The organism is Paenibacillus ihumii, from assembly GCF_001403875.1.
Classification (GTDB): Bacteria; Bacillota; Bacilli; order Paenibacillales; family Paenibacillaceae; genus Fontibacillus; species Fontibacillus ihumii.
The window spans coordinates 3103704-3122564 of sequence record NZ_LN884299.1; the positions used below are offsets into that span (position 1 = coordinate 3103704).

At 51.9% G+C, this 18861-nt stretch carries 19 protein-coding genes; 6 read left to right on the forward strand and 13 right to left on the reverse strand.

From position 1 onward, the window contains the following. Positions 1 to 18 precede the first annotated feature (18 nt). The 4 genes from BN2762_RS21065 (at position 19) to BN2762_RS21080 (ending at position 4868) form a co-directional block, all read left to right on the forward strand. Positions 19 to 1137, forward strand: coding sequence for a YheC/YheD family endospore coat-associated protein (locus BN2762_RS21065; RefSeq protein WP_055108826.1), 1119 nt, complete (start codon positions 19 to 21; stop codon positions 1135 to 1137). Between the two features lie 84 nt (positions 1138 to 1221). Further along, complete coding sequence (locus BN2762_RS21070; protein WP_055108827.1) at positions 1222 to 2595, forward strand: YheC/YheD family endospore coat-associated protein; 1374 nt, start codon at positions 1222 to 1224, stop codon at positions 2593 to 2595. Continuing rightward, positions 2595 to 3719, forward strand: a complete 1125-nt coding sequence (locus tag BN2762_RS21075) for a YheC/YheD family endospore coat-associated protein (protein ID WP_055108828.1) — start codon at positions 2595 to 2597, stop codon at positions 3717 to 3719. Before BN2762_RS21070 ends, BN2762_RS21075 begins: the two co-directional genes overlap by 1 nt. 45 nt (positions 3720 to 3764) lie before the next feature. Further along, the gene (locus BN2762_RS21080) at positions 3765 to 4868 is read left to right on the forward strand and encodes a YheC/YheD family endospore coat-associated protein (protein ID WP_055108829.1); all 1104 of its coding nucleotides are present in this window, start codon (positions 3765 to 3767) and stop codon (positions 4866 to 4868) included. Between the two features lie 33 nt (positions 4869 to 4901). Here the strand turns inward: BN2762_RS21080 and BN2762_RS21085 are convergent, their stop codons facing one another. Further along, positions 4902 to 5612, reverse strand: a complete 711-nt coding sequence (locus BN2762_RS21085; protein WP_055108830.1) for an HAD family hydrolase — start codon at positions 5610 to 5612, stop codon at positions 4902 to 4904. A 312-nt stretch (positions 5613 to 5924) separates the two neighbouring features. Here BN2762_RS21085 and BN2762_RS21090 point away from each other — a divergent pair, with 312 nt between their 5' ends. Together BN2762_RS21090 and BN2762_RS21095 are read left to right on the forward strand one after the other, a co-directional pair. Further along, complete coding sequence (locus tag BN2762_RS21090) at positions 5925 to 7043, forward strand: amidase domain-containing protein (protein ID WP_055110266.1); 1119 nt, start codon at positions 5925 to 5927, stop codon at positions 7041 to 7043. A gap of 88 nt (positions 7044 to 7131) precedes the next feature. Further along, complete coding sequence (locus tag BN2762_RS21095) at positions 7132 to 8625, forward strand: oligosaccharide flippase family protein (protein WP_055108831.1); 1494 nt, start codon at positions 7132 to 7134, stop codon at positions 8623 to 8625. Between the two features lie 106 nt (positions 8626 to 8731). On the opposite strand, the gene BN2762_RS21100 is transcribed toward BN2762_RS21095, so the two are convergent. The 12 genes from BN2762_RS21100 to BN2762_RS21155 form a co-directional block, all read right to left on the reverse strand. After that, entirely contained in the window at positions 8732 to 9106 is a 375-nt protein-coding gene (locus BN2762_RS21100) for a c-type cytochrome (protein ID WP_055108832.1), read from the reverse strand. A gap of 29 nt (positions 9107 to 9135) precedes the next feature. After that, entirely contained in the window at positions 9136 to 9597 is a 462-nt protein-coding gene (locus BN2762_RS21105; protein ID WP_055108833.1) for a FixH family protein, read from the reverse strand. 34 nt (positions 9598 to 9631) lie between these two features. Then, positions 9632 to 9931 carry a hypothetical protein gene (locus BN2762_RS21110; protein WP_055108834.1) on the reverse strand — a complete coding sequence of 100 codons (300 nt, stop codon included), beginning with the start codon at positions 9929 to 9931 and terminating at the stop codon, positions 9632 to 9634. Positions 9932 to 10192: 261 nt separating this feature from the next. Continuing rightward, a complete protein-coding gene (locus BN2762_RS21115) occupies positions 10193 to 12130 on the reverse strand; it encodes a methyl-accepting chemotaxis protein (RefSeq protein WP_230202558.1) in 1938 nt (645 codons plus the stop codon). 142 nt (positions 12131 to 12272) lie between these two features. Then, positions 12273 to 13133 carry a sensor histidine kinase gene (locus BN2762_RS21120; protein WP_055108836.1) on the reverse strand — a complete coding sequence of 287 codons (861 nt, stop codon included), beginning with the start codon at positions 13131 to 13133 and terminating at the stop codon, positions 12273 to 12275. Between the two features lie 74 nt (positions 13134 to 13207). After that, the gene (locus BN2762_RS21125; protein WP_055108837.1) at positions 13208 to 13762 is read right to left on the reverse strand and encodes a TlpA family protein disulfide reductase; all 555 of its coding nucleotides are present in this window, start codon (positions 13760 to 13762) and stop codon (positions 13208 to 13210) included. Beyond that, positions 13759 to 14499 (reverse strand): ABC transporter ATP-binding protein, encoded by a 741-nt coding sequence (locus BN2762_RS21130; protein ID WP_055108838.1) that lies wholly within the window; start codon positions 14497 to 14499, stop codon positions 13759 to 13761. Before BN2762_RS21130 ends, BN2762_RS21125 begins: the two co-directional genes overlap by 4 nt. After that, positions 14492 to 15313: an ABC transporter permease gene (locus BN2762_RS21135; RefSeq protein WP_055108839.1), complete on the reverse strand. Its 822-nt coding sequence runs from the start codon at positions 15311 to 15313 to the stop codon at positions 14492 to 14494. Before BN2762_RS21135 ends, BN2762_RS21130 begins: the two co-directional genes overlap by 8 nt. An 18-nt stretch (positions 15314 to 15331) precedes the next feature. Continuing rightward, the gene (locus BN2762_RS21140; RefSeq protein ID WP_055108840.1) at positions 15332 to 16024 is read right to left on the reverse strand and encodes a nitrous oxide reductase accessory protein NosL; all 693 of its coding nucleotides are present in this window, start codon (positions 16022 to 16024) and stop codon (positions 15332 to 15334) included. Next, positions 16021 to 17436, reverse strand: a complete 1416-nt coding sequence (locus tag BN2762_RS21145; RefSeq protein ID WP_055108841.1) for a NosD domain-containing protein — start codon at positions 17434 to 17436, stop codon at positions 16021 to 16023. The genes BN2762_RS21140 and BN2762_RS21145 overlap by 4 nt, the downstream gene beginning before the upstream one ends. Before the next feature lie 280 nt (positions 17437 to 17716). Continuing rightward, complete coding sequence (locus BN2762_RS21150; RefSeq protein ID WP_055108842.1) at positions 17717 to 17956, reverse strand: hypothetical protein; 240 nt, start codon at positions 17954 to 17956, stop codon at positions 17717 to 17719. A gap of 185 nt (positions 17957 to 18141) precedes the next feature. Beyond that, entirely contained in the window at positions 18142 to 18858 is a 717-nt protein-coding gene (locus tag BN2762_RS21155) for a GntR family transcriptional regulator (RefSeq protein WP_055108843.1), read from the reverse strand. Positions 18859 to 18861 lie beyond the last annotated feature (3 nt).

The window sequence follows — 18861 nt, forward strand, 5'->3', positions numbered from 1 at the left end:
AAGGAGGAATTCGAAAATATGAGCTCAGCTCCTCAAGGAATCGTAGGCATTATGGTAGGCGAATGCAACGGCCCCCTCCCATTTGCAGAAGCAGCGTTTTGCCGCCAATTATGCCAAATTGGCCATCAGCAGGGAATGACGATATACGTATTTTGTCCAGGATGGGTAACGACCAGCCGCAGAAGCATTCCTGGATATACGTTTGAGAACGGAAAATGGATACGCAAGCCATTTCCAGCCCCGGAAATCATTTATGACCGCTGCATTTCCCATGACAAGAAACAGCAGCGCCGCAAGCAGCGCTGCCTGGAAATATTGACCGGACTTCAGCCCTTCGTATATTTAGCCCGTGGACTTACAGGCAAGTGGTCCGTCTATCAAGCCCTGAGAAAAAACAGCCTATTCGTCCCTTATCTCCCCGATACAGTCCGATATGAAGGCTCTCTCCAATTAAGCCAATGGCTGTCTGATCACGGCGGCGAAGCCTTCCTTAAGCCGCAAAACGGCACGCACGGCAAACGGACCCTGCATGTCAAGGAATCGGATGAGCCGGAAGAGGCGCTTATATTGACCGGCAGAGACAGAAGCAACCAATTGTTCCGCAAGAAATTCCGATCCAAGCAGGACGGACTTGATTGGATACGACGCTTCATTGGGTCAAGGCTATTTTTGCTCCAGCCCTATTTGCAGCTGAGCAATGCCAAAGGAGAGCCCTTTGATGTCAGAGTGCTCATGCAAAAAGGTGAAAACGGCTTGTGGAGTATGACCGGGATGGCCGTACGGGCCGGACGCAAGGACTCCCTTACCTCTAACCTGCATGGAGGCGGAAACGCTTATAAGGCCCTCCCTTTTCTCAGCAAGGAGCTGGGCCATCGTTTCGGGATAAGGGCCGTGCAAATCATACGTTTTTTGTCGGAGGCTATCCCCGGCCATCTGGAGGCCCATTTCGGCAGGCTGGCTGAGCTCGGGATTGATTTTGGCGTCGATCGCAGGGGACATGTATGGATTCTAGAAGTTAACTCCAAGCCCGGCAGATCCTCCTTGTTCCGCATCGGCGACATCCAGGGGGCTCGAAAATCCGTGGAGAATCCGATACAGTACGCCCGGTACTTGCTGCTCCGCAAAACTTTAGCCTGATCTATGAGCCTTTTCATTTTGCAAAAATGGAGCCTTGGGCTTTTGAAGTGCTTTGCTTCGCAATACGTTTAGGAGGATAAATTCATGAGCTTGACTTTCTGCAACGTCCATTTCACGCAGCAGCCTCAAAGGGTTGTCTACGTGTCGGGATCTTTAATGAAGAACCTGAAACTGTCAGGGAAAAAGTCAGTCCATCTCAGGCTTGGCCAAGAACGCATTCCTGCTGCAGTCAAACCGATTCATAAGCCGGGGAATCATCTATATCTCGCTACGGGCGTTCGCAAAGGAATTAAAATTCCGAAATCAGGAGGCGTGTTTCTCCGCAGTCTCCAAGAGGGCGAGGTACAGATCGGCCCGCTTATCGGCGTGCTGTCCGACGGGCCTACCAATTCGTCCGACAATCCTTTCGGCTCCAGAACCAGCTTCATCAAGCAGCTTCTCAAGCAAGGAAGCAAGCAATCCTACATTTTTGCCTTCACCCCGCGGGATATCAATTGGGAGCAAGAGACAGTCAACGGCTATTTCCTGGGAGAGTCCGGACGATTCCATCGCAAGAAGGTTTCTCTCCCGGATGTCGTCTATAACCGCTTGCCGAGCCGCAGAGCTGAGACGACAACCCCCATCAACCAACTGCGGGAACGGTTCATCCGCAGAAAAATCCCGTTCTTTAACTGGAGCTTCTTTAATAAATCGGATATTTACAGACTGCTGGAAAGAGACAGCTCAGTTAACCGCTACGTCCCAGAATCCATTATGAATCCCACGCCCGAACAAATTAAGGATTTGCTAGATAGGCATTCGCTCATTTATTACAAGCCGAACAACGGAAGCCTCGGCAACGGCATTTACAGATTATCCTACATTCCCAAAAACGGTTATTACGCCCGTTACCGTAAAACAGGAAGTAATGCGCTGCTGCGCTTCAGTTCCTTCGGAAGTCTCATCCGAACCCTGCAGGCCAGGCATGGGCGCCAGCTGCGGAGCTATGTGGCCCAGCAAGGCATCCGTCTCATTGAAATAGACGGCTGCCCGATCGATTTCCGATTCCATATGCATAAAAACGGCCGGAACAATTGGGTAGTCGTAGGCATCGGAGCCAAGAAGGCGGGAAAAGGCAGCGTAACGACGCATCTCAAAAACGGCGGTTCGCTGCTCACTCCCGAACAAGCGCTCAGCCGCGCCTTCGGCGCCCGAGCCGACGAGGTGCTAAGGCATGCCAAGAGCGTCGCCATTACGCTGGCTGAGGCGATCGAGTATCACCATCAGCATTTGATTGGAGAAATCGGCTTTGATATCGGAATAGACAAGGATGAAAAAATCTGGATGTTCGAGGCCAATGCCAAGCCGGGAAGATCCATATTCCAGCACCCTTCCCTGAAAGCCGAAGGCAAAGCATCCATCGAGCATATTTTAGAACACTGCCTCTATCTCAGTAAATTCCGGAGGAGGGAAGGCTGATGAGCCATCTCTTAATCGACAGAAAGCCTGTCGTCGCCGTGCTGACCGTGGCGGATCCCGATTGCCTGTTCCGCGGAAACAAAGCCAATTTCAAAGATATCGTCAACACCGGGAAGGATTTGAATTTTCCCGTATATGTCGTAACGACCAAGGATTTGAAGCTGTCCGCCAAACGGATTCGCGGCTATCAATACAATACGGGCGATAAAGCTTGGATGAAGCAGTGGTTCCCTCTTCCCGACGTCATCTATAATCGGATCCCGCAGCGGGAAGACGAACGCAAACGAAGCGTCCGCGAAAAAATCCAGGAATGCCTGCTGCATGAATCGATCCAAATCTATAATCCCTATTTCTTCAACAAGCGCAAGCTGTTCGAGTGGCTCCGGAAAAACCGCTCCACCAGGGCGCTTGTTCCCGATACCAAGCGGCTGCTTGGCCCCAAGACGCTGGCCTCCATGCTTGCGACCTATGAGAAGCTTTATCTGAAGCCCGAAAGCGGCAAGGCCGGCAAGGGAATCATGCTGCTGCAATATGAAGCTGAACATGCTAAGCCCTACCAATTAACGATTCAGGGCAGGAAATACAGACATATCGTATATCGTACGGCCAATTTAGGATATCTGTGGAAGAGAATCAAGACAGAGATGAACAATACCCCCTATATTATGCAGGAAGCTATCCAGCTCGCGACGTACAAGGATCGCAATTTCGACTTGCGCGTGCTCGTTCAAAAGACGGGAAAAGGGATATGGATGGTCACCGGGGTAGGCGCACGGCTGGCCGGTCTAAAGCGGATTACGACCCACGTGCCGCAGGGCGGCAGCATCGAGTCGCCTGAAAAGCTGCTGAATCCGTCGTTCGGAAGCGAAATGGCCACGCTGATCCTGAACCGCCTGAAGTCCAATGCCGTGCTGATCGCCAAACAGATCGAGAAGGCCTCCGGGCATATGCTGGGAGAGATGTCGATGGATCTCGGTATAGATACAGAAGGAAATATGTGGTTCTTCGAGGCGAACAGCAAGCCGATGAAATTTGATGAACCGCAAATCCGCAAAAAGTCGCTGGAGCGCATTTTTCAATACAGCCAGCATTTGGTCAATCAGCTTAAGAAGCCGGTTCCCTAGCCCGAGCCCTAAGAACCCCACTACCAGACAAAGAAGGTGAACGTATTGTCTCAACCCGTCCTTGGCATATTGACGCTGTATATGAATGACAGAAAGCAGCTAGAGGAACGGCATATTTATCAGAAAATGATTACAGAAGGCCAGAAAATCGGATTGGATGTTTTCGTGTTTACGCCGTCGGATGTGTATGATAAGAAAAAAATGATTTATGCCCTGAACTACGATCCAAAATCAAGAAGATGGTCCCGAAAGTGGCGCAGCTTTCCGCATCTAATTTTTGACCGGGGGCGTATCCAGAGGAATAAGCGCTTCGAGCAGCTCGTCAGATTTCGCAGCCGCTACGGCAACCTGACATTCCTGAATCGGCCGCTTCGGGATAAGTGGACGATATACCAGCTCCTCTCCCGCAAGCCGAGGTTCAAGCCCCACCTGCCGGATACGGCCATATTCCAGGATATGAGCGATGTGCACCGACTCATGCGCTACCATTCCAGCATTTATGTTAAACCGATGCAGGGAACGGGAGGAAGAGGCATTCTGCGCGTGGACCGAGTTGGACCGGAAACCTATCTCATCCAAGGGCGCAAGCTAAGCAGGAGGATTATTCCAGTCCAGAAGGTCCACAAGGCAAGGCTCGCCCCGTATCTGCTGCGCTGGAAGGGCAAGAAGCGCTATATGGTACAGCAAGGGATCAATATCAAGCTGCCGAACGGCCGGGTGCATGATTATCGCATGCTCGTCCAGAAGAGCGGGACAGGACGCTGGGAAGTTACCGGGTGTGCCGGAAGGGTCGGTCCTCCCCGAAGCGTAACCTCCAATTTGCATGGCGGAGGCCATGCTGTCCCGATGGGCACGCTCCTGAAGCATTCCAATCATAGCGAGGAGAAGCGGGCGGAGATCCGGCGAACGGCAGAGAAGCTCAGCCTCGATATCGCTGCAACGCTTGAAGCTAATTTCGGAGCGCTTTGCGAGCTGGCCCTGGATCTCGCCATCGATCCCAGCGGAATGGTATATGTGCTTGAGGTCAATCCGAAGCCGGCACGCGAGGTATTCATCCAATCCGGCGATTCCGATGCTTACCGTATGGCCATCGTAAGGCCGCTTGAGTACGCCTTATGGTTATATAAACAAAGAGCCGCCCCTTCCTGACGGAAAGGGCGGCTTAGTCTATTTGGCATCTGGCTATCCTTGTTTTTCAAGTTCTACAGCTTGATCATACAGCCGAATCAGTTCATCGAAGGAGGCGATCAGCCGATCGGCTCCCTCCAGCTCCTGCCCTTGGCCGAACCCGGCATAGGCGCAGCCGATCACCGTCTGGCCGTTCTCTTTGCCCGCCTCGACGTCAGAGGAACGGTCGCCGATCATCCAGGCGCTGCTTACGCCATGCTGATCAAGCAGCAGCCGAACCAAATCAACCTTGGAGGCTGTCTGATACTCGCCAGCGCTATAAATGCCCTCGAACAGAGATGCTATGCCATGGGCATTCGCGACCTCTTTGACATAATGCTCCAGGCCATTGCTCGCCACGAACAGGCGAACCCCTCGCTCCTGCAGCTTCTTCAAAGTCTCTGCTACAAGGGGATACAGCTCTGTATCATATTCCTTCAAACCGACAAGCTCAAATTCCAGCAGCAATTCGTCTGCACGCCGATGGACGGTCACATCATGATCCGGGAGCACTCTCTTCCAGATGTCATCCAGCAGCATGCCAAGCCCGCCAAGGATTCTTTCTTCCGGCGGCGTCTCCCCGCTATACAGCTTCTCTTCCCTCAGCTGGTCGAATAAGCGGTGATATACCGGAATAAGCAAGGTTTCCGTTCTGAACAGCGTGCCGTCCATGTCAAAGATCATCGCTTCCGGTCTTATGAGTCGTGTAGTTTGGGTGGTTTCCATGTCAGCGTCCTTCCTGTCATTGTAATAGCCCCATGATATTCCAAAGCGAAGGCCTTGTAAACCCCTGTTTAGCTATAAGTTTCCTGCTTAGAAAAGCGTTCTGCGGATATCCTATCCATTGCAGCCAGGTCAGTGGCAAAGCGAATAGAATGCACAATATATAGCAAAAACTACCCCTAAGAAACTGGCTATGTCAATGGTTGCCGCCTAAATGCAGAAATTCTCCAAAATTAAGGGCGTAAAGCGAAAAATACAAAAAAAGGAGCATGAGTAGCGTGATCGTTTCTGCCAGCCTGGATGGTGAATATGAACATGACTAATAAAATGATATCCATCGTGTTGATCCTGTGTCTTGCTTTGCTTCCCTTGAAGGCGGGGATCGCCTTAGGTTCAGAGGGCGAGCGGGAGAATGAGGTTCGAGCCTTTCTGGACAAGCTTTACAAAGCTCGGGCAGAAGTGCTGGTCAGCCGGGACACAGCCCGATTGAAGAGCTACTACCTCATCAGCACTAAAATCGGCAGGCATGCCTGCAGCCATGAGGAGAACCGTACGAACTATCTTAACGAATGGGCGGGCAAGAGGTCGATCAAGCTCGTTAAAGCAAGCAGCGATATTCGCATCGTACGCCTGAGAATGACCGGGGAGACGGCTAAAATTTCGCTGGTTCACTCGCTGAAGATCGATTATACCTATTCGAATAAAATTGTGCCTGTTCAGTCCTTCGGTATTGGAACGGAGCATTTCCTCACCTTGAAGAAGGATGGAGACGCCTGGAAGGTTCATAAGGAATGGTATTTGGATCCTCTGGATGAGAACCCGAAGAAAATTGCCGCAACGGAGGACGGTCTCTCTCCTTCCGTGAGCTATGACAAAGCATTAGTGGACAGCAAAAAATATCGCCGGGCCCGGGCTGTGGAATACGCCAATAAATATGCAGGAACCGCCTGGGGTGCTGGCAATAACCACCGATATAACCGCAAATATGCCGATTATTCCGGTCAGGGCGGCGACTGCACGAACTTCGCCTCCCAAGTGATCGGGGATGATGAGGAAGGCGGAGGACTGCCCAAAACCGGAGGCTGGCGTTATTTCGCCAATAAAGGAGGAAGCGAAGCCTGGATCCGGACGGATTCCTTCTATCATTTTCTCGTATATTCCGGGTACGGGAAGCTGCTGGCCAGAGGCCATTTTCAGGACATCGTTACACCTTCAGCCAAGCATCCCCAGGGAGCAATCTCACGTATTGAACCCGGCGACCTGATCGGGTACATCATCAGCGGCAGCGATGTGGATCATTTCTCTATTGTCGTAGGCTTCGATGACTACGGCTATCCGCTCGTCAATTCTCACTCGGCGGATCGTTACCGCGTGCCTTTCGATTTGGGATGGGATCAGCATACGAAGTATTTGCTGGTGCACATTAAGGACTGAGGAAACGACGCGGGGCTTGTCAGCATAACCGCAAATTATCGTCATACAATAGGAACAGAATGATATCGACGGTTATGCTGGAGGACATATGAAATTATCCCGCCTGTTAAAACAGTCGGCAATCAGAGCCGGGGCTATGGCTATCGTCAAATTGATCGGCCTGGTCGGCCGCGTAATCCTGACCCGGCTTGTTGGCGCCGAGGGGATCGGCCTGTATCAGATAGCCTATTCCTTCTATGGGCTGCTGCTTATGATTTCCGGAGGCCTGCCGACGGCTCTGGCCATTATTACGGCAAAAAAGCCGTGGCTGGGGTGGCATTTTTTTAAGTGGATTTCGCTCTTTCTAGTATTGTTCGGGGGCCTATCAAGCATGATCGTCTTCTGGAATTCTCCAGCCATTTCCAATATCTTGGGAAATCCCGGCCTAGGGTATGCCTTGCGGAGTTTGGCACCGGCTATTTTTGCCGCTCCATTGCTGGGGCTGCTGAGAGGTTACTTACAGGGGCTGGAACGATTCAACATTATCGCATTATCCGAATTAACAGAGCAGGGCAGCCGGATCGTCTTCATGCTGCTGATAGTCGGCCATCTGCTGTCGCATGGCATACATGTGGCGGTCGGCGGTGGTGTGCTTGCCGCTTTTATCGGGGTCATCGTATCGTTTGCGCTGCTCACCATCTATGTCTCCGCAGACCAAAGAAAGAACCCGATAGCGCCGGTAGCGGTATCCCAGCTCCCCTTTGCCTGGCTGCTAAAGGCTTCCTTCGTTATATCGCTAACGCGCCTGCTGATCCCTGCTTCCGATTTCATCGATGCGATTCTCATTCCCGGCAGACTGATGGCTGCCGGATATGACACCTCCCGGGCTACAGCCATGTATGGCGTCATTACCGGAATGGCGGCCATTATGGCCTATACGCCTACACTCGTCACCCAAGCGCTTAGCCACACTGTAACGATGCGCTTGGCCAGCTGCTGGCAGCGCAAGCTGTGGTCCGAATTCCGCAGGCTGCTGGCCTTATCGCTGGAGGTATCCTGGCTATGGGGCTTGACCGCTGCCATCTACATTTATGTATACGCCCGCGAGCTGTCCGTGTTCATCTTCAATACGCCCGAGGCGGCAGAGCCCATTCAATATTTAGCCGCGCTTCCCGTCATCGTCGGCTTCCGGGAATTATCTACGAGCGTCTTATGGTCGCAGGATATCAAGAAAGTTTCCTTTTACGGGCTGCTTACAGGTATCATCTGCTCCATCGTTATTCAGTATGTCCTTATCGGCATTCCCGGCTGGGGGTATATCGGAGCCACCCTGGGGATTATCGCGATGGAAATCGTCGCTTCCTTATGGAATTTATACGCGCTAAAAATCAGGCTTGCCCGCATCATGAAGCTGCTCCCATCACTTGCCCTGGACGCTGTGATCCTGCTCGCTTCCATGCTCCTGGTCATCATCGTCAGCGGGCACAGCGGAGCAGACAGTTCAAGAAGCTTATTCGGATTCCTGCTGGAAACCGCGTTGTTCTTCTCGGCGGCGGGCGTTTTCCTCTATATCCGCTTTAAAGGGAAGCTGCTGGCGGGCTGAGGAGCAAAGATTGCCTAGTGCCCAGCTTACCGGAAGCGGCCTGATAGGCACTAAACGGTTCAATTCGGTTCGGGCGCCGCCCCATCGATTCGCCGCTGTATTCGCCTTATGGGGACTCTCCCTCAGCTGAACCTGCAGGGGCGGCGAGCCAGGCAGCCAGAGCCTGAATCTCCTCTGCCTGCAACCTTTTCTCGAAAGGAGGCATCCCTTGCCTTCCCGAGCTAATCGCTTCAAAAATCTCTTCTTCGCTAAGCGTAGAGCCGATTTCCTGCAGGCTCGGACCGATGTTTCCGCTAAGATCCGCAGCATGGCAGCCCGCGCAGCTCTGTTTGTAGATTAGCCTCGGCTGCGCGCCGCTATTGCTGCCGGCTTCCTGCAAGGAGGCCGAACGGTTATCCTTTGGCGCCGATGGCCCGCAAGCAGATAGAGTGAATACTGAGATTATGAGCAACAAGACCAGCAGAAATTGTCCTATTCCCATTCTCACTTGCCATCCCTCTTTCCCGTCAACTAATTCATGTGCGAGCTTTGGTCATAGAGTGAGTCCTTCGCCTGTTCAATCTCTTCATCCGATACCGTGCCGACGATAAATTGCTTCCGAGGCATATTATGCATGTCCCGTGCCGTCACATGAGCAATAACATTATATACGCCATCCTGCTCAAAGGTTTTCTCGATGCTGTATATCCCGTCTCCGGCGTGCGTGCCCTCCAGCATCTCATGATGCTCGTCCCCGCTATGCCACACCTCGAACATAACCGATTTGGCATCCGTCACAGCTTCATTGCCCTGGGTAACTTTGGCTTGAATCGCCACAGGCTCCCCGGAATTCAGCTTCTCGGGCTCGCTTAGGATTTGCACCTCGATCATTTCCGGAAGCTGATCCGGCAGTCCTGCCTGGCTTCCTCCATAGGCGCACCCTGCGATAACCGCGATCATAAGCACCATGAGCGCTGCCGTCCATCTCTTCATAATCTGCCTGAACCCCCTCTTAATGAATTATTTATTACCAATCCCATGGTCCTTTTATGGCACCTAGGCTGCTTAATATAGCATCCATAATGCTCATCTTCTGGCCTGACAGCGAATCCGTAGTGCACTTGGCATCAGCTTCATACTGCAGCTCCCTCGCTTTGGCGAGCGTAGACTCCGCTATATTATTCGTTAACTTAGCCTCGTTAAAGCAAGGCGGAGAGACATATACTTGCAGGGTATGATCCAGGATCATCCGCGTCTGCCCTGAAGGCTTAACGTTTAGCGGGATAAAGAAGAGGCTTAATAAGATCAATGCCGCCAATATCAACACTAGACTGGTTTTTTTTATGACTATTCCCCCCCTTGCTGGCAGTATATCTCATAATTATGAGGCAAAAATGACGCTTTGGGGCTAATTTCCTTTCCAAGTTGTTAACATTCTGTGAATTATCCCATATTAACAGCAGCGCCTGCGGCTGCTATAACAAATATCATTGTAACGGCTTGTTATCGAAAAATAAAGCAAGGACCACAGCACCTAACGGCGTGGTCCTTGCTTTGAAATTAGCTGTCTATTTCCCGGCCTTGATTGCTAGTACTTGAATTTCCCGATAACCGTCTTCAGCTCAGCTGCCATCTCCGATAAAATCAGAGCGGAGGAGGAGATTTGCTCCATTGCTGCCAGCTGCTCCTCGGAGGAAGCGGCAACCTCCTGTGCGGCAGATGCGTTGCCGGTAGCGATCATCGACAGCTCGTTGGCCGTGGCCACAATCTGCTGGACGCTCGCCGAAATTTGCTGCGCTGTCGCGGCAATTTCGGCAATTTGCGGCGTCGTCTCGCGGATTCCGCCCATGGCCTGCTCCAGCCGCTGCATGGCAAGGACGGAGATGTTCAGCCCTTCCTCGACCTCTGTGGTCACGCGCGTCATCGTCTGTACCGACTCCTCGGCGTCCTGCTGTATGCTCTCGATCAGCCCTGTAATTCGCAGCGCAGACTCCCCTGATTGCTCCGCCAGCTTGCGGACTTCGTTCGCGACTACCGCAAAGCCGCTCCCGTGTTCGCCTGCCCGCGCCGCTTCAATCGCGGCATTCAGGGCGAGCAGATTCGTCTGTCGGGCAATATCTCCGATTAGCTTCGTGATCTCTCCGATTTCGTGCGTGCGTTCGTGCAGGGAACGGATCATGCCATTCGACTGCTCGACCGATTGGAAGATCGAGCCCATCTGATTGCCATTCTGCTCTACCGCGAGGCTGCCCTCCTCCGCCTGAACCGAGGAAGTCCTCGCCAATTCGGCTACGGCGCTTGAACGCTCGGCAATGAGCGCAACCCCCTGGGCAATCTCGGCCAGCGCCGAAGTCGCCTGCTCCAGTCCTGCAGTCTGCCGTTCGGCCCCGCCGGCAATGTCCTGTACCGCTTCCGCAATATGGCGGCTGGTCTCGGCAGTCTGCTCCGAGCTTGACGTCAGCTCGCCAGAAGAGCGGGCTACCTGCTCTGCGTCTTCCCCTACCTTGCCGATCAGACTGCGCAGCTTCTGCTGCATGACTTGGAAGGCTTCGGCCAATTGACCAATTTCGTCTGCCGATTCCACCTGAATTTGCTGGGTCAAATCCCCTTCGCTTACGCTTTGGGCCCGCTCCTTCAAGTTGCGGATCGGCCGGATTATCGATTGAATCATAAAGTAAATAAATGTGAAGCCGATCAAGAGACAAATAACTCCTGTGATCAGTGTATTGAATATGATCGGCTTAGCAGCCTGGCTGACTTCGGATAGATAGATCGTTCCCCCGATCTTCCATCCCGTCAGCGGATTGGTTATGTATGTCATGTACTTGTGCTGGCCATCCAGGGTATAGGTATACTCCCCTTTGTCCTCATCGTACATTTTCAGTTCGGCAGGCTCGTTTGTTTTCTCTCCGGAGGTATGCATCGGATGAACAATATAATGCTGCTCCCTGTCGAGAAGAATCGCGTAGCCTTCCTTGCCGACTTTAATATCGCTGAGCGTTTCTCTAATCTTGTCCATTCGCAGATCAAGGCCGATAACTCCAGAGCCGTCAGCCGTCGCCATGGACACCGATATCGTTATGTCCTTGTCATCGTCAGCAGAAATATAAGGCTGACTCACTACGGGCCGCCCCTGTTCCTTCAATGCCGCCTCATACCACGGCCTCGTCCGGGGATCAACCTCCTTCGATAACTGCTGCTCTGGCATAATGAGACTTTTTCCTTCCTTTGTCCCGTAATAGATCAGGCTGACCTCCGGGTGAAGCTTGACATATTGTTCAAAAGAAGCTCTTGTGGCCGCCAGTTTGAGATCATCCAGACTGTTCGCCTCAAGCTCCCCTGCAAAAAATTGCACATCGTGCAGCTTAGGCTGAACGAGCTCATCAATCATCGAATTTGCCAGCCTGATGGATTCGGTAGCACTCTGCGTAATTTGCTCCTGAATCCCGTTCATGGCGCTCTTGGCCGCCAGGATACCTACGACTAAAGAAGGAATGATAAGGATGATTCCGATAGAAATAAACAACTTCGCTTTAAAATTACCAACCAGTCTGCCGATTCTTGTTCTAATAGCTCCTATCTTTCTTCAGCTCCCTTCACTAGATGCCTTGTCCTTACAATAGTCAGCACCCCTTCCCGCGATCGTTAAGAGTGACTATTATCGCACATTATAGATGAAGCTCACCTGATAGGCAACCATTATTGCGCAGCTCAACGGTTGTATGTTTATTGTCTGCAGAAATCCGAAAAATCCAATTCATCTCTCTAGCTCTTTCCTGCAGGATAAGCAGGCCGTAGCCGCCTTTCCATTGCTGTGAATCCCCCTTGAAGCCGATGCCGTTATCCTGGATCATAACCCTCCAGCCCGGCCGATTCGCCAGAGGCTCGCCCCGAATCCAGCCCTTGGTAGCCTGGGCGTGCTTCTGAATATTGACGACCGCCTCCCGGATGCTGGCCAGCAGCTCCACCTTCTCTTTCGCGCTCAGGAGCCCGTCGGGAATGCTCCACTCAACCTCAATCGGGACGAGCACCTCCCCGGAAATCTGCTTAACCTTCTCCTCTAACGTCTCCCGCTGCAGAACCATCGCCTCCGGCACAGCGGAATATCTGAGATTGGCAATCGCCTGTCGCACATAACGGTTCACCTCATGCACCGTCTTGCGGATTTGGAAAATTTCCTCATCATACTTCCTCTGATCTGACGTAAACTCGAGGCGATCCACCTTAACGGACAGCAAAAACACAGATTGCGCAATGCCGTCATGCAGCTCTTTGGCGAGATGCTCCCTTGCCTCAAGTGCCGCTTTAGCCGTCCGCTCCGCTTGGAGCTCCTGCTGGATTTGCTCCAGCATGTAAAACAGCCTGTTCAACAATGTCACGCTTACAAAATAGACCAGAACCGGCGTAAGCCAATTGCCCAAATCCATCGAAATATACGGAAGCAGAAACTGATGACGGACATACTCCCATAGGCCGACAGTGATCGTCGGTATGAACAGAATCATCCATTTGATTTGCTTGTAAGTCACGGAACATACCCTCTCTCGCTTTGCAGCAGTGATATTCTGTAAAAAGACTGAAGCAGATGAGCAAAGCATAAGCTTTATTCATCTGCTGCGGCTTGAATATAAGTCTGAAGCTGTTCGCTGCTCGTAATTTCCCCAACGATGGATTGGTGGAGGTTCCCTTGTTTATCAATAATATAGGTGACCGGCAGGCCCACTATCCCGTATAACCCAGCCACCTTGCCCGTAACGTCGATCATGACCGGAAAATCAAAATCGTTCTCGGCCAGAAATTCATTGACGGTGCCCTTGGATTCGCCGGCATTGACGAATAACACAGCCAAATCCGCTTGATCCGACTGATATACCTCGTTGATCAGCGGCATTTCCTTGACACAGGGCCCGCACCAGGAGGCCCAGAAGTTCAGCACGACCACTTTGCCCCGGTAATCGGACAACGCAACCTTGTCCCCGTGCGTATTCGTCACTTCGAAGTCCGGAGCGCTCTTGCCAATCACCAGCCTTGCCTTCTCCGTCTGTTTATCGTCTTTAGAGGATGCGATAATCGTGCCGATCGCTCCTATAGCAAACAAACCTAATAATAGAGTAATTACAGCGTTAATGCGCAGCCCCCGGTTTTCCTGTCTGTTCATATCGATTCACCTACTGAAGATTGTATTCCCAAGCTTTGTCGAAACGCCGCATGAAGCGGGTAAGTACCATACTGCTGGCGGAAATGCTCCACCGTACCCTCGCCATAATTGCGGCCGTTATTCAAGAAGACGACGTAATCCGCCACTTCTTCGGCAATTTCCAGCTGATGTGTAGAAAACAGCACGGTATGGCCTTCGCCCCGAAGGTTCCGCAGCAGCCGGACGAACTCGTCCATCCAGTAAGGATCAAGCCCGTTGGTCGGCTCGTCCATAATTAGAAGCGGCGGCTTGCCCAGCATAGCCTGGGCAAACAGCATGCGCTGCCGCATGCCCTTGGAGAAGGTGTGCACCTGCTTGTCGCGTTTGTCCTGCAGGCCCACAGTCTCCAGCACTTCCTCAACCCGGCTCGCCGGAGCCTTGCGAAGCGCGGCCCAGAAGGACAGCGCCTCCCCCGCCGTCAGACCGGGGGAGAATTGAAAATCATCCGGCATATAGCCGATCTGCTGCGAAAACAGCTTCCTGTCCTTTTTCCACTGCAGCTTATTTACGATAATCTCCCCGGTCGTCGGCTGCATGATTCCTGCGATCATCCGCAGAACAGTGCTCTTGCCCGCTCCATTCCCGCCGCACAGGCCAACGATGCTGCCCGCCTCGATGCGCAGATTGATATTCTCCACGAGCTTCTGCTTCTTGATCACCTTGCCCACGCCAGCGACCTCCACGAACGGATCAGCCACGAGATCGTCCCCTTTCCCAAATCCAATATACCCCTGCAATGGACACCCCGATCCATGCCAAGCATACTACAAAAAACAACAGGCTGCCGCCGGGCTGTTGAATCCAGGTCACCCATTCGTAATACTCCGGGCCGAGCACGGAGCCGCCGCCCAGCTTAATGACGACAAACAGGCGCACCAGCTCCGCCGGATTCAGGAACGTTAGTGCAGTCAAGGCAGGCTTGATCCACAAATAAGGCAGCTGGCCCAGCACAGCAATAAGTATGGTCGTCCAGCCGATAACAGCAAAAAACCAGATCATGACGGAATACGTCAAAGCCTGCCAGCGGTTTCTGGATAGAGAACCGACCAATAAAGCTGCCGCGAGAAACAGCAGCACCAGACCGCAGGAGAACGCAAAAAATAGCAAATAGGCGTTAAGCTCGAATGCCTTCCCCGTCAAAACAGAAATGATTCCCATCAATCCATAGCCAAAAGAGACGATGGTCAGCAAAACGACCGATAACCCGGCGTATTTGCCGATGATAAAAGGCATGGTGCCGAGCGGGTACGCCGATAGCAGCTGCCAGCTGCCTTCCTCCTTCTCCCCTGTTAAAGAGAAGGACCCCAGAAACAAAGTCATCAGCGGCAGCAGATACAGAATGAGGCTCAGCATCGAGCCGGTAATCGCGGAATAGCCGCTGACCGCATTTTGGGAGTTAACGAGCAGCAAGCTTACGCTGAATACGGAAAACAGGAGGAGAAATGAATAGGACCACGGATTGCGGAGCCCTATTTTGATTTCTCTTTTTGCAACTTGAAGCATATCCGTCATCGTGATAACCTCATTCTTTTATTGATGGCTGCCTTCGTCATGGGCTTCGGCATGCTCTGCAGCTTGATCTGCAGCATGCTCTTCGTTATGAACTTCACCTTGCTGCTCATCGCCGCGGGCTTCTTCTTGCCCTGAATCCCCACTATGCTCTTGATCCCCATTATGCCCGTGAACTCCATCGTGCTCGTGATCTTCAGCGTGTCCGTCCTCCCCGCCATGCTCATGGTGCTCTTCTCCGTGCATATGCATTATGCCTTGATTCTGCTGCCAGCTGTGGTTAGCAAGCTCAGCCGCGCTGAGGACTTGTCCCACGCCCTGCTCTTTAACGAAGGCTTCGGCGGAGGATTTATCCTTGAAGCTGACAATTCCGTAAGCCATCGGCGTGCGAATCGATGCATCGTACACATAGGTCGCCTTGCTGAATTCGATCCACTCCTTGTCATTATAATCACGGACATAATCCATGCCTATATTGTCCGTACCGTTCTCCTGCTTCCAGGTGTTCATGCAGCCCAGATCGTCGAATTTCAAGCTTTTGCCGTCCTTCGTCACAATTTGCGTGGCAAAGGCGTCATCCTTCACCTGCATATTGCATACAACGCAGACATCCACATCTTCATTAATGGCCTGTGCCGCGTATTTATCCCCACCACAGCCTGCCAATAATGTGAATGTAAGTACAAGAATCAACGCTAATGACCATTTTCTCATGATTTGGATACCCCCGAATAAAGTATAGTTAAAATAGCTGTTACCAGCAGCATCGAAGCGATAATCAAAATCAGCGTTTGATCGGAAATAACCGGCTCAGCCGCCATATTGCCTGCCGCTAATTGCGGAGCAGCCGCTGCCAATGCGGTATTCAGCTTCATTTGCGGCGCGCCGTCCTTGGCCCAGCGTTCCTCTTGTTCCGTGTACATGCCGCTCAGAAACATCATGCCCGGCGATTGAAAAAACAGCTGAAACGCAGGCGTCTTTGCTATCAGCTCTTGATAGAAAGGATTTATTCTATACGGTATTTCACTAATCCCGTCAGCATTCATATCCAGGCCTTGCGCCGAATCCCAATAATTCCCTGCGAGTTCATTCTCTCTGCTATCCGTCGCCTCCGCCTCGATCACATTGGCCACGAAATCGTTGGACTGGATCTGGTTGCCCTCTGCTTGCTTGAATTGAATCCCGATAAAATTGCGAACGATCGAATTCCCGATTACTTGGTTATCCTTTGACAGCTCGATATACAACCCCACTCTGTTGCCTTCGACGAGATTTCTCTCAATCACCGAATTCTGCACATCGAACAATAAAATGCCTTGCGAGTTCACGTTCCGGCTTTGCTTCGCGAAAATGTTGCCGGCCACATGCACATCCCTCACGCCCATAATCATAGCCCCCGTCACATTGGACTCGCCCCGATTATTAAGAATCCGCACGTCCTTCACATACATGCAGTGGATGCCGTAACGGGATGCATACAGCCGGTTGTCCTCAATGCTCTGGCCATTGCTGTTCTCCAAATAAATGCCGTCCCGCATGCCCGCGATCGTATTCCGCTCGATCCGATTGTCATGCGAATTGTACAGATCGATGCCGTTTCCCTTCTGGCCCATCGTTACATCCGCTTCATTCGATGTGCTTAACCAGGAAATTTCGTTGCGATCAAGCAGGGCCTCGTCTGCATCGCGCAGAAGAATGCCAAAGCCGGCGGTTTTGATTCTGAGCTCCCGAAGAACGGCCTGGTCTGCGTGCACAGCAACCGCAGCGGTCTCCTCTCCGGCCGCCTCCTGCAAAATATTCACTCCCCGGACGATAACGCCTGGCGCCTCGATCCGAATCGCCGCCTCCGCCGTCTCGTTATAGAGAATCGCCGTCTTGCCGCCATCGATCGTCAGCTGCTTGGTTATCACGGCAGGCCCTGCATATTTTTCTTCAGTCAGCACTAGGGTGTCTCCCGGCCTTGCTTCGTCCACCAATTGCTGAAGAGACGGCAGCCGCTGTTCTGCAGCTTCAGCCTCGGCCGATGACTCCGCAAACACAGGAGAAGCCGGATCAGCTGCTAAAGCTGGAAGCAGCAGGAGCAGCCCGGCAAGGATAAGTACTGGCACGACTCCTCTATTCCTCATAAGTTTAACTTCCCATGCCCCCTTTTCCCCTGAGATAACCCAGTCGACCCATTCGACTTACATGATAAGCTATAACATTTCTCACTCATATAGCCCATTGGAGTCGCTTTTAGCCGATTTCAGCGTCATATTATGGCAATTCTATGACATTCTATTTACGGCGAGCTTTATGCTCCCGCCAAACGAACCATTCAAACAGCCGCCAAACAAAATACCGGCGGCCTGTGCCCGCAAGAAAAAGCAGTTTTCCTAGAGAACTGCTTCCATTATGGAGATTAGATTATCTTTTTCCCTTCTTCCCGCGATAATTCGCTGAACAAAAAACATCCTTGGTTTCAAACGTGTACTGATGATGGGGAATCGGAACACAGTGATGCTTGTTGATGATTTGAATCGGGTGAATCACCGGGACGATCTGGGGATGATAATAGTTTTTAACCACATACTGCGTAGGATCGATAATCGCCTCTCCCGGGGGACAGCAATATCCTCCCTTATGATGGTGTGGATACAATCCCATAACGCCTTCTCCTTTCATATAATATCCACTTCTATCATATGCGGAGACATTTATCATGATTGGACAGCTGCCTCTGGTTCATCGCCTGCAATGTTAATTCTATCAAACGGTCTTCTCTAAGCTGCTGCGGTCAAACTAAGCTTAAGCTGAAGCACATCCACCAGGATTCAAGGAATTCCACCAATTTACACGTCATAATTCACGACGTAATTTTGCAGCTCCGTATTGTAATATCCGACGCTAAATTCCCGGATGCTGCTATGTTCATCATAAGAATACCGCGATCTCTTGAGCAATGGCAGGCCCTTGCCGCTAAGCATCAAAATCTCTTCCGCTTCCGGCGGAGGCGCGGCAACCGAGAACTCGTCACGCAGCCTGTCGAGAGAGATGCTGCGCTCCTCCAACAGCTCATACAACGAGCGGGCGTTCAGATCGGATAGCTCCAGTTCGCCCAAAGCCATGCTCAAATAATGCGCATAGTAAATATAAGGCCTGTCATCAAGATAATAAACCCGCTCCAGCTTATAGCATTGTTCACCGAACAATTCGTGCAGCTCCGTACCAGCCTCCGTGCGGATCGCTTCCACACGCAGCCACTTCTTGTGGATTTGATGTCCCTCCTCCACCAGAATTTCTGTGAAGTGCTTCCACTTCGAGAGCTTGGAGGCAGCCTTGTTGCGAATCACCTTGGTTCCTTTTCCGCTGCCCCTTTCGAGATAGCCTTCCTGAACCAGCTCTTGAATCGCGCCTCGAACGGTTATTTTGCTCACGGAAAATTCCTGCTCCAGCTGCGGCTCAGATGGAATGTTCTGCCCTAAAGGGTAGACGCCGTGCAGGATCCGGTCCTTTAAAATATTTTTGATTTGCAGATATAGCGGTTTATCCTTTCTGGACAAGCTCACTTA

Bases quoted from the DNA above. Each gene is read 5' to 3' on its own strand.
- BN2762_RS21065 (WP_055108826.1), top strand. From the start codon at position 19: ATGAGCTCAGCTCCTCAAGGAATCGTAGGCATTATGGTAGGCGAATGC.
- BN2762_RS21070 (WP_055108827.1), top strand. From the start codon at position 1,222: ATGAGCTTGACTTTCTGCAACGTCCATTTCACGCAGCAGCCTCAAAGG.
- BN2762_RS21100 (WP_055108832.1), bottom strand. From the start codon at position 9,106: ATGGGAATAGGACAATTTCTGCTGGTCTTGTTGCTCATAATCTCAGTA.
- BN2762_RS21135 (WP_055108839.1), bottom strand. From the start codon at position 15,313: ATGACGGATATGCTTCAAGTTGCAAAAAGAGAAATCAAAATAGGGCTC.
- BN2762_RS21105 (WP_055108833.1), bottom strand. From the start codon at position 9,597: ATGAAGAGATGGACGGCAGCGCTCATGGTGCTTATGATCGCGGTTATC.
- BN2762_RS21145 (WP_055108841.1), bottom strand. From the start codon at position 17,436: ATGAGGAATAGAGGAGTCGTGCCAGTACTTATCCTTGCCGGGCTGCTC.
- BN2762_RS21090 (WP_055110266.1), top strand. From the start codon at position 5,925: ATGACTAATAAAATGATATCCATCGTGTTGATCCTGTGTCTTGCTTTG.
- BN2762_RS21140 (WP_055108840.1), bottom strand. From the start codon at position 16,024: ATGAGAAAATGGTCATTAGCGTTGATTCTTGTACTTACATTCACATTA.
- BN2762_RS21085 (WP_055108830.1), bottom strand. From the start codon at position 5,612: ATGGAAACCACCCAAACTACACGACTCATAAGACCGGAAGCGATGATC.
- BN2762_RS21150 (WP_055108842.1), bottom strand. From the start codon at position 17,956: ATGGGATTGTATCCACACCATCATAAGGGAGGATATTGCTGTCCCCCG.
- BN2762_RS21075 (WP_055108828.1), top strand. From the start codon at position 2,595: ATGAGCCATCTCTTAATCGACAGAAAGCCTGTCGTCGCCGTGCTGACC.
- BN2762_RS21125 (WP_055108837.1), bottom strand. From the start codon at position 13,762: ATGAACAGACAGGAAAACCGGGGGCTGCGCATTAACGCTGTAATTACT.
- BN2762_RS21095 (WP_055108831.1), top strand. From the start codon at position 7,132: ATGAAATTATCCCGCCTGTTAAAACAGTCGGCAATCAGAGCCGGGGCT.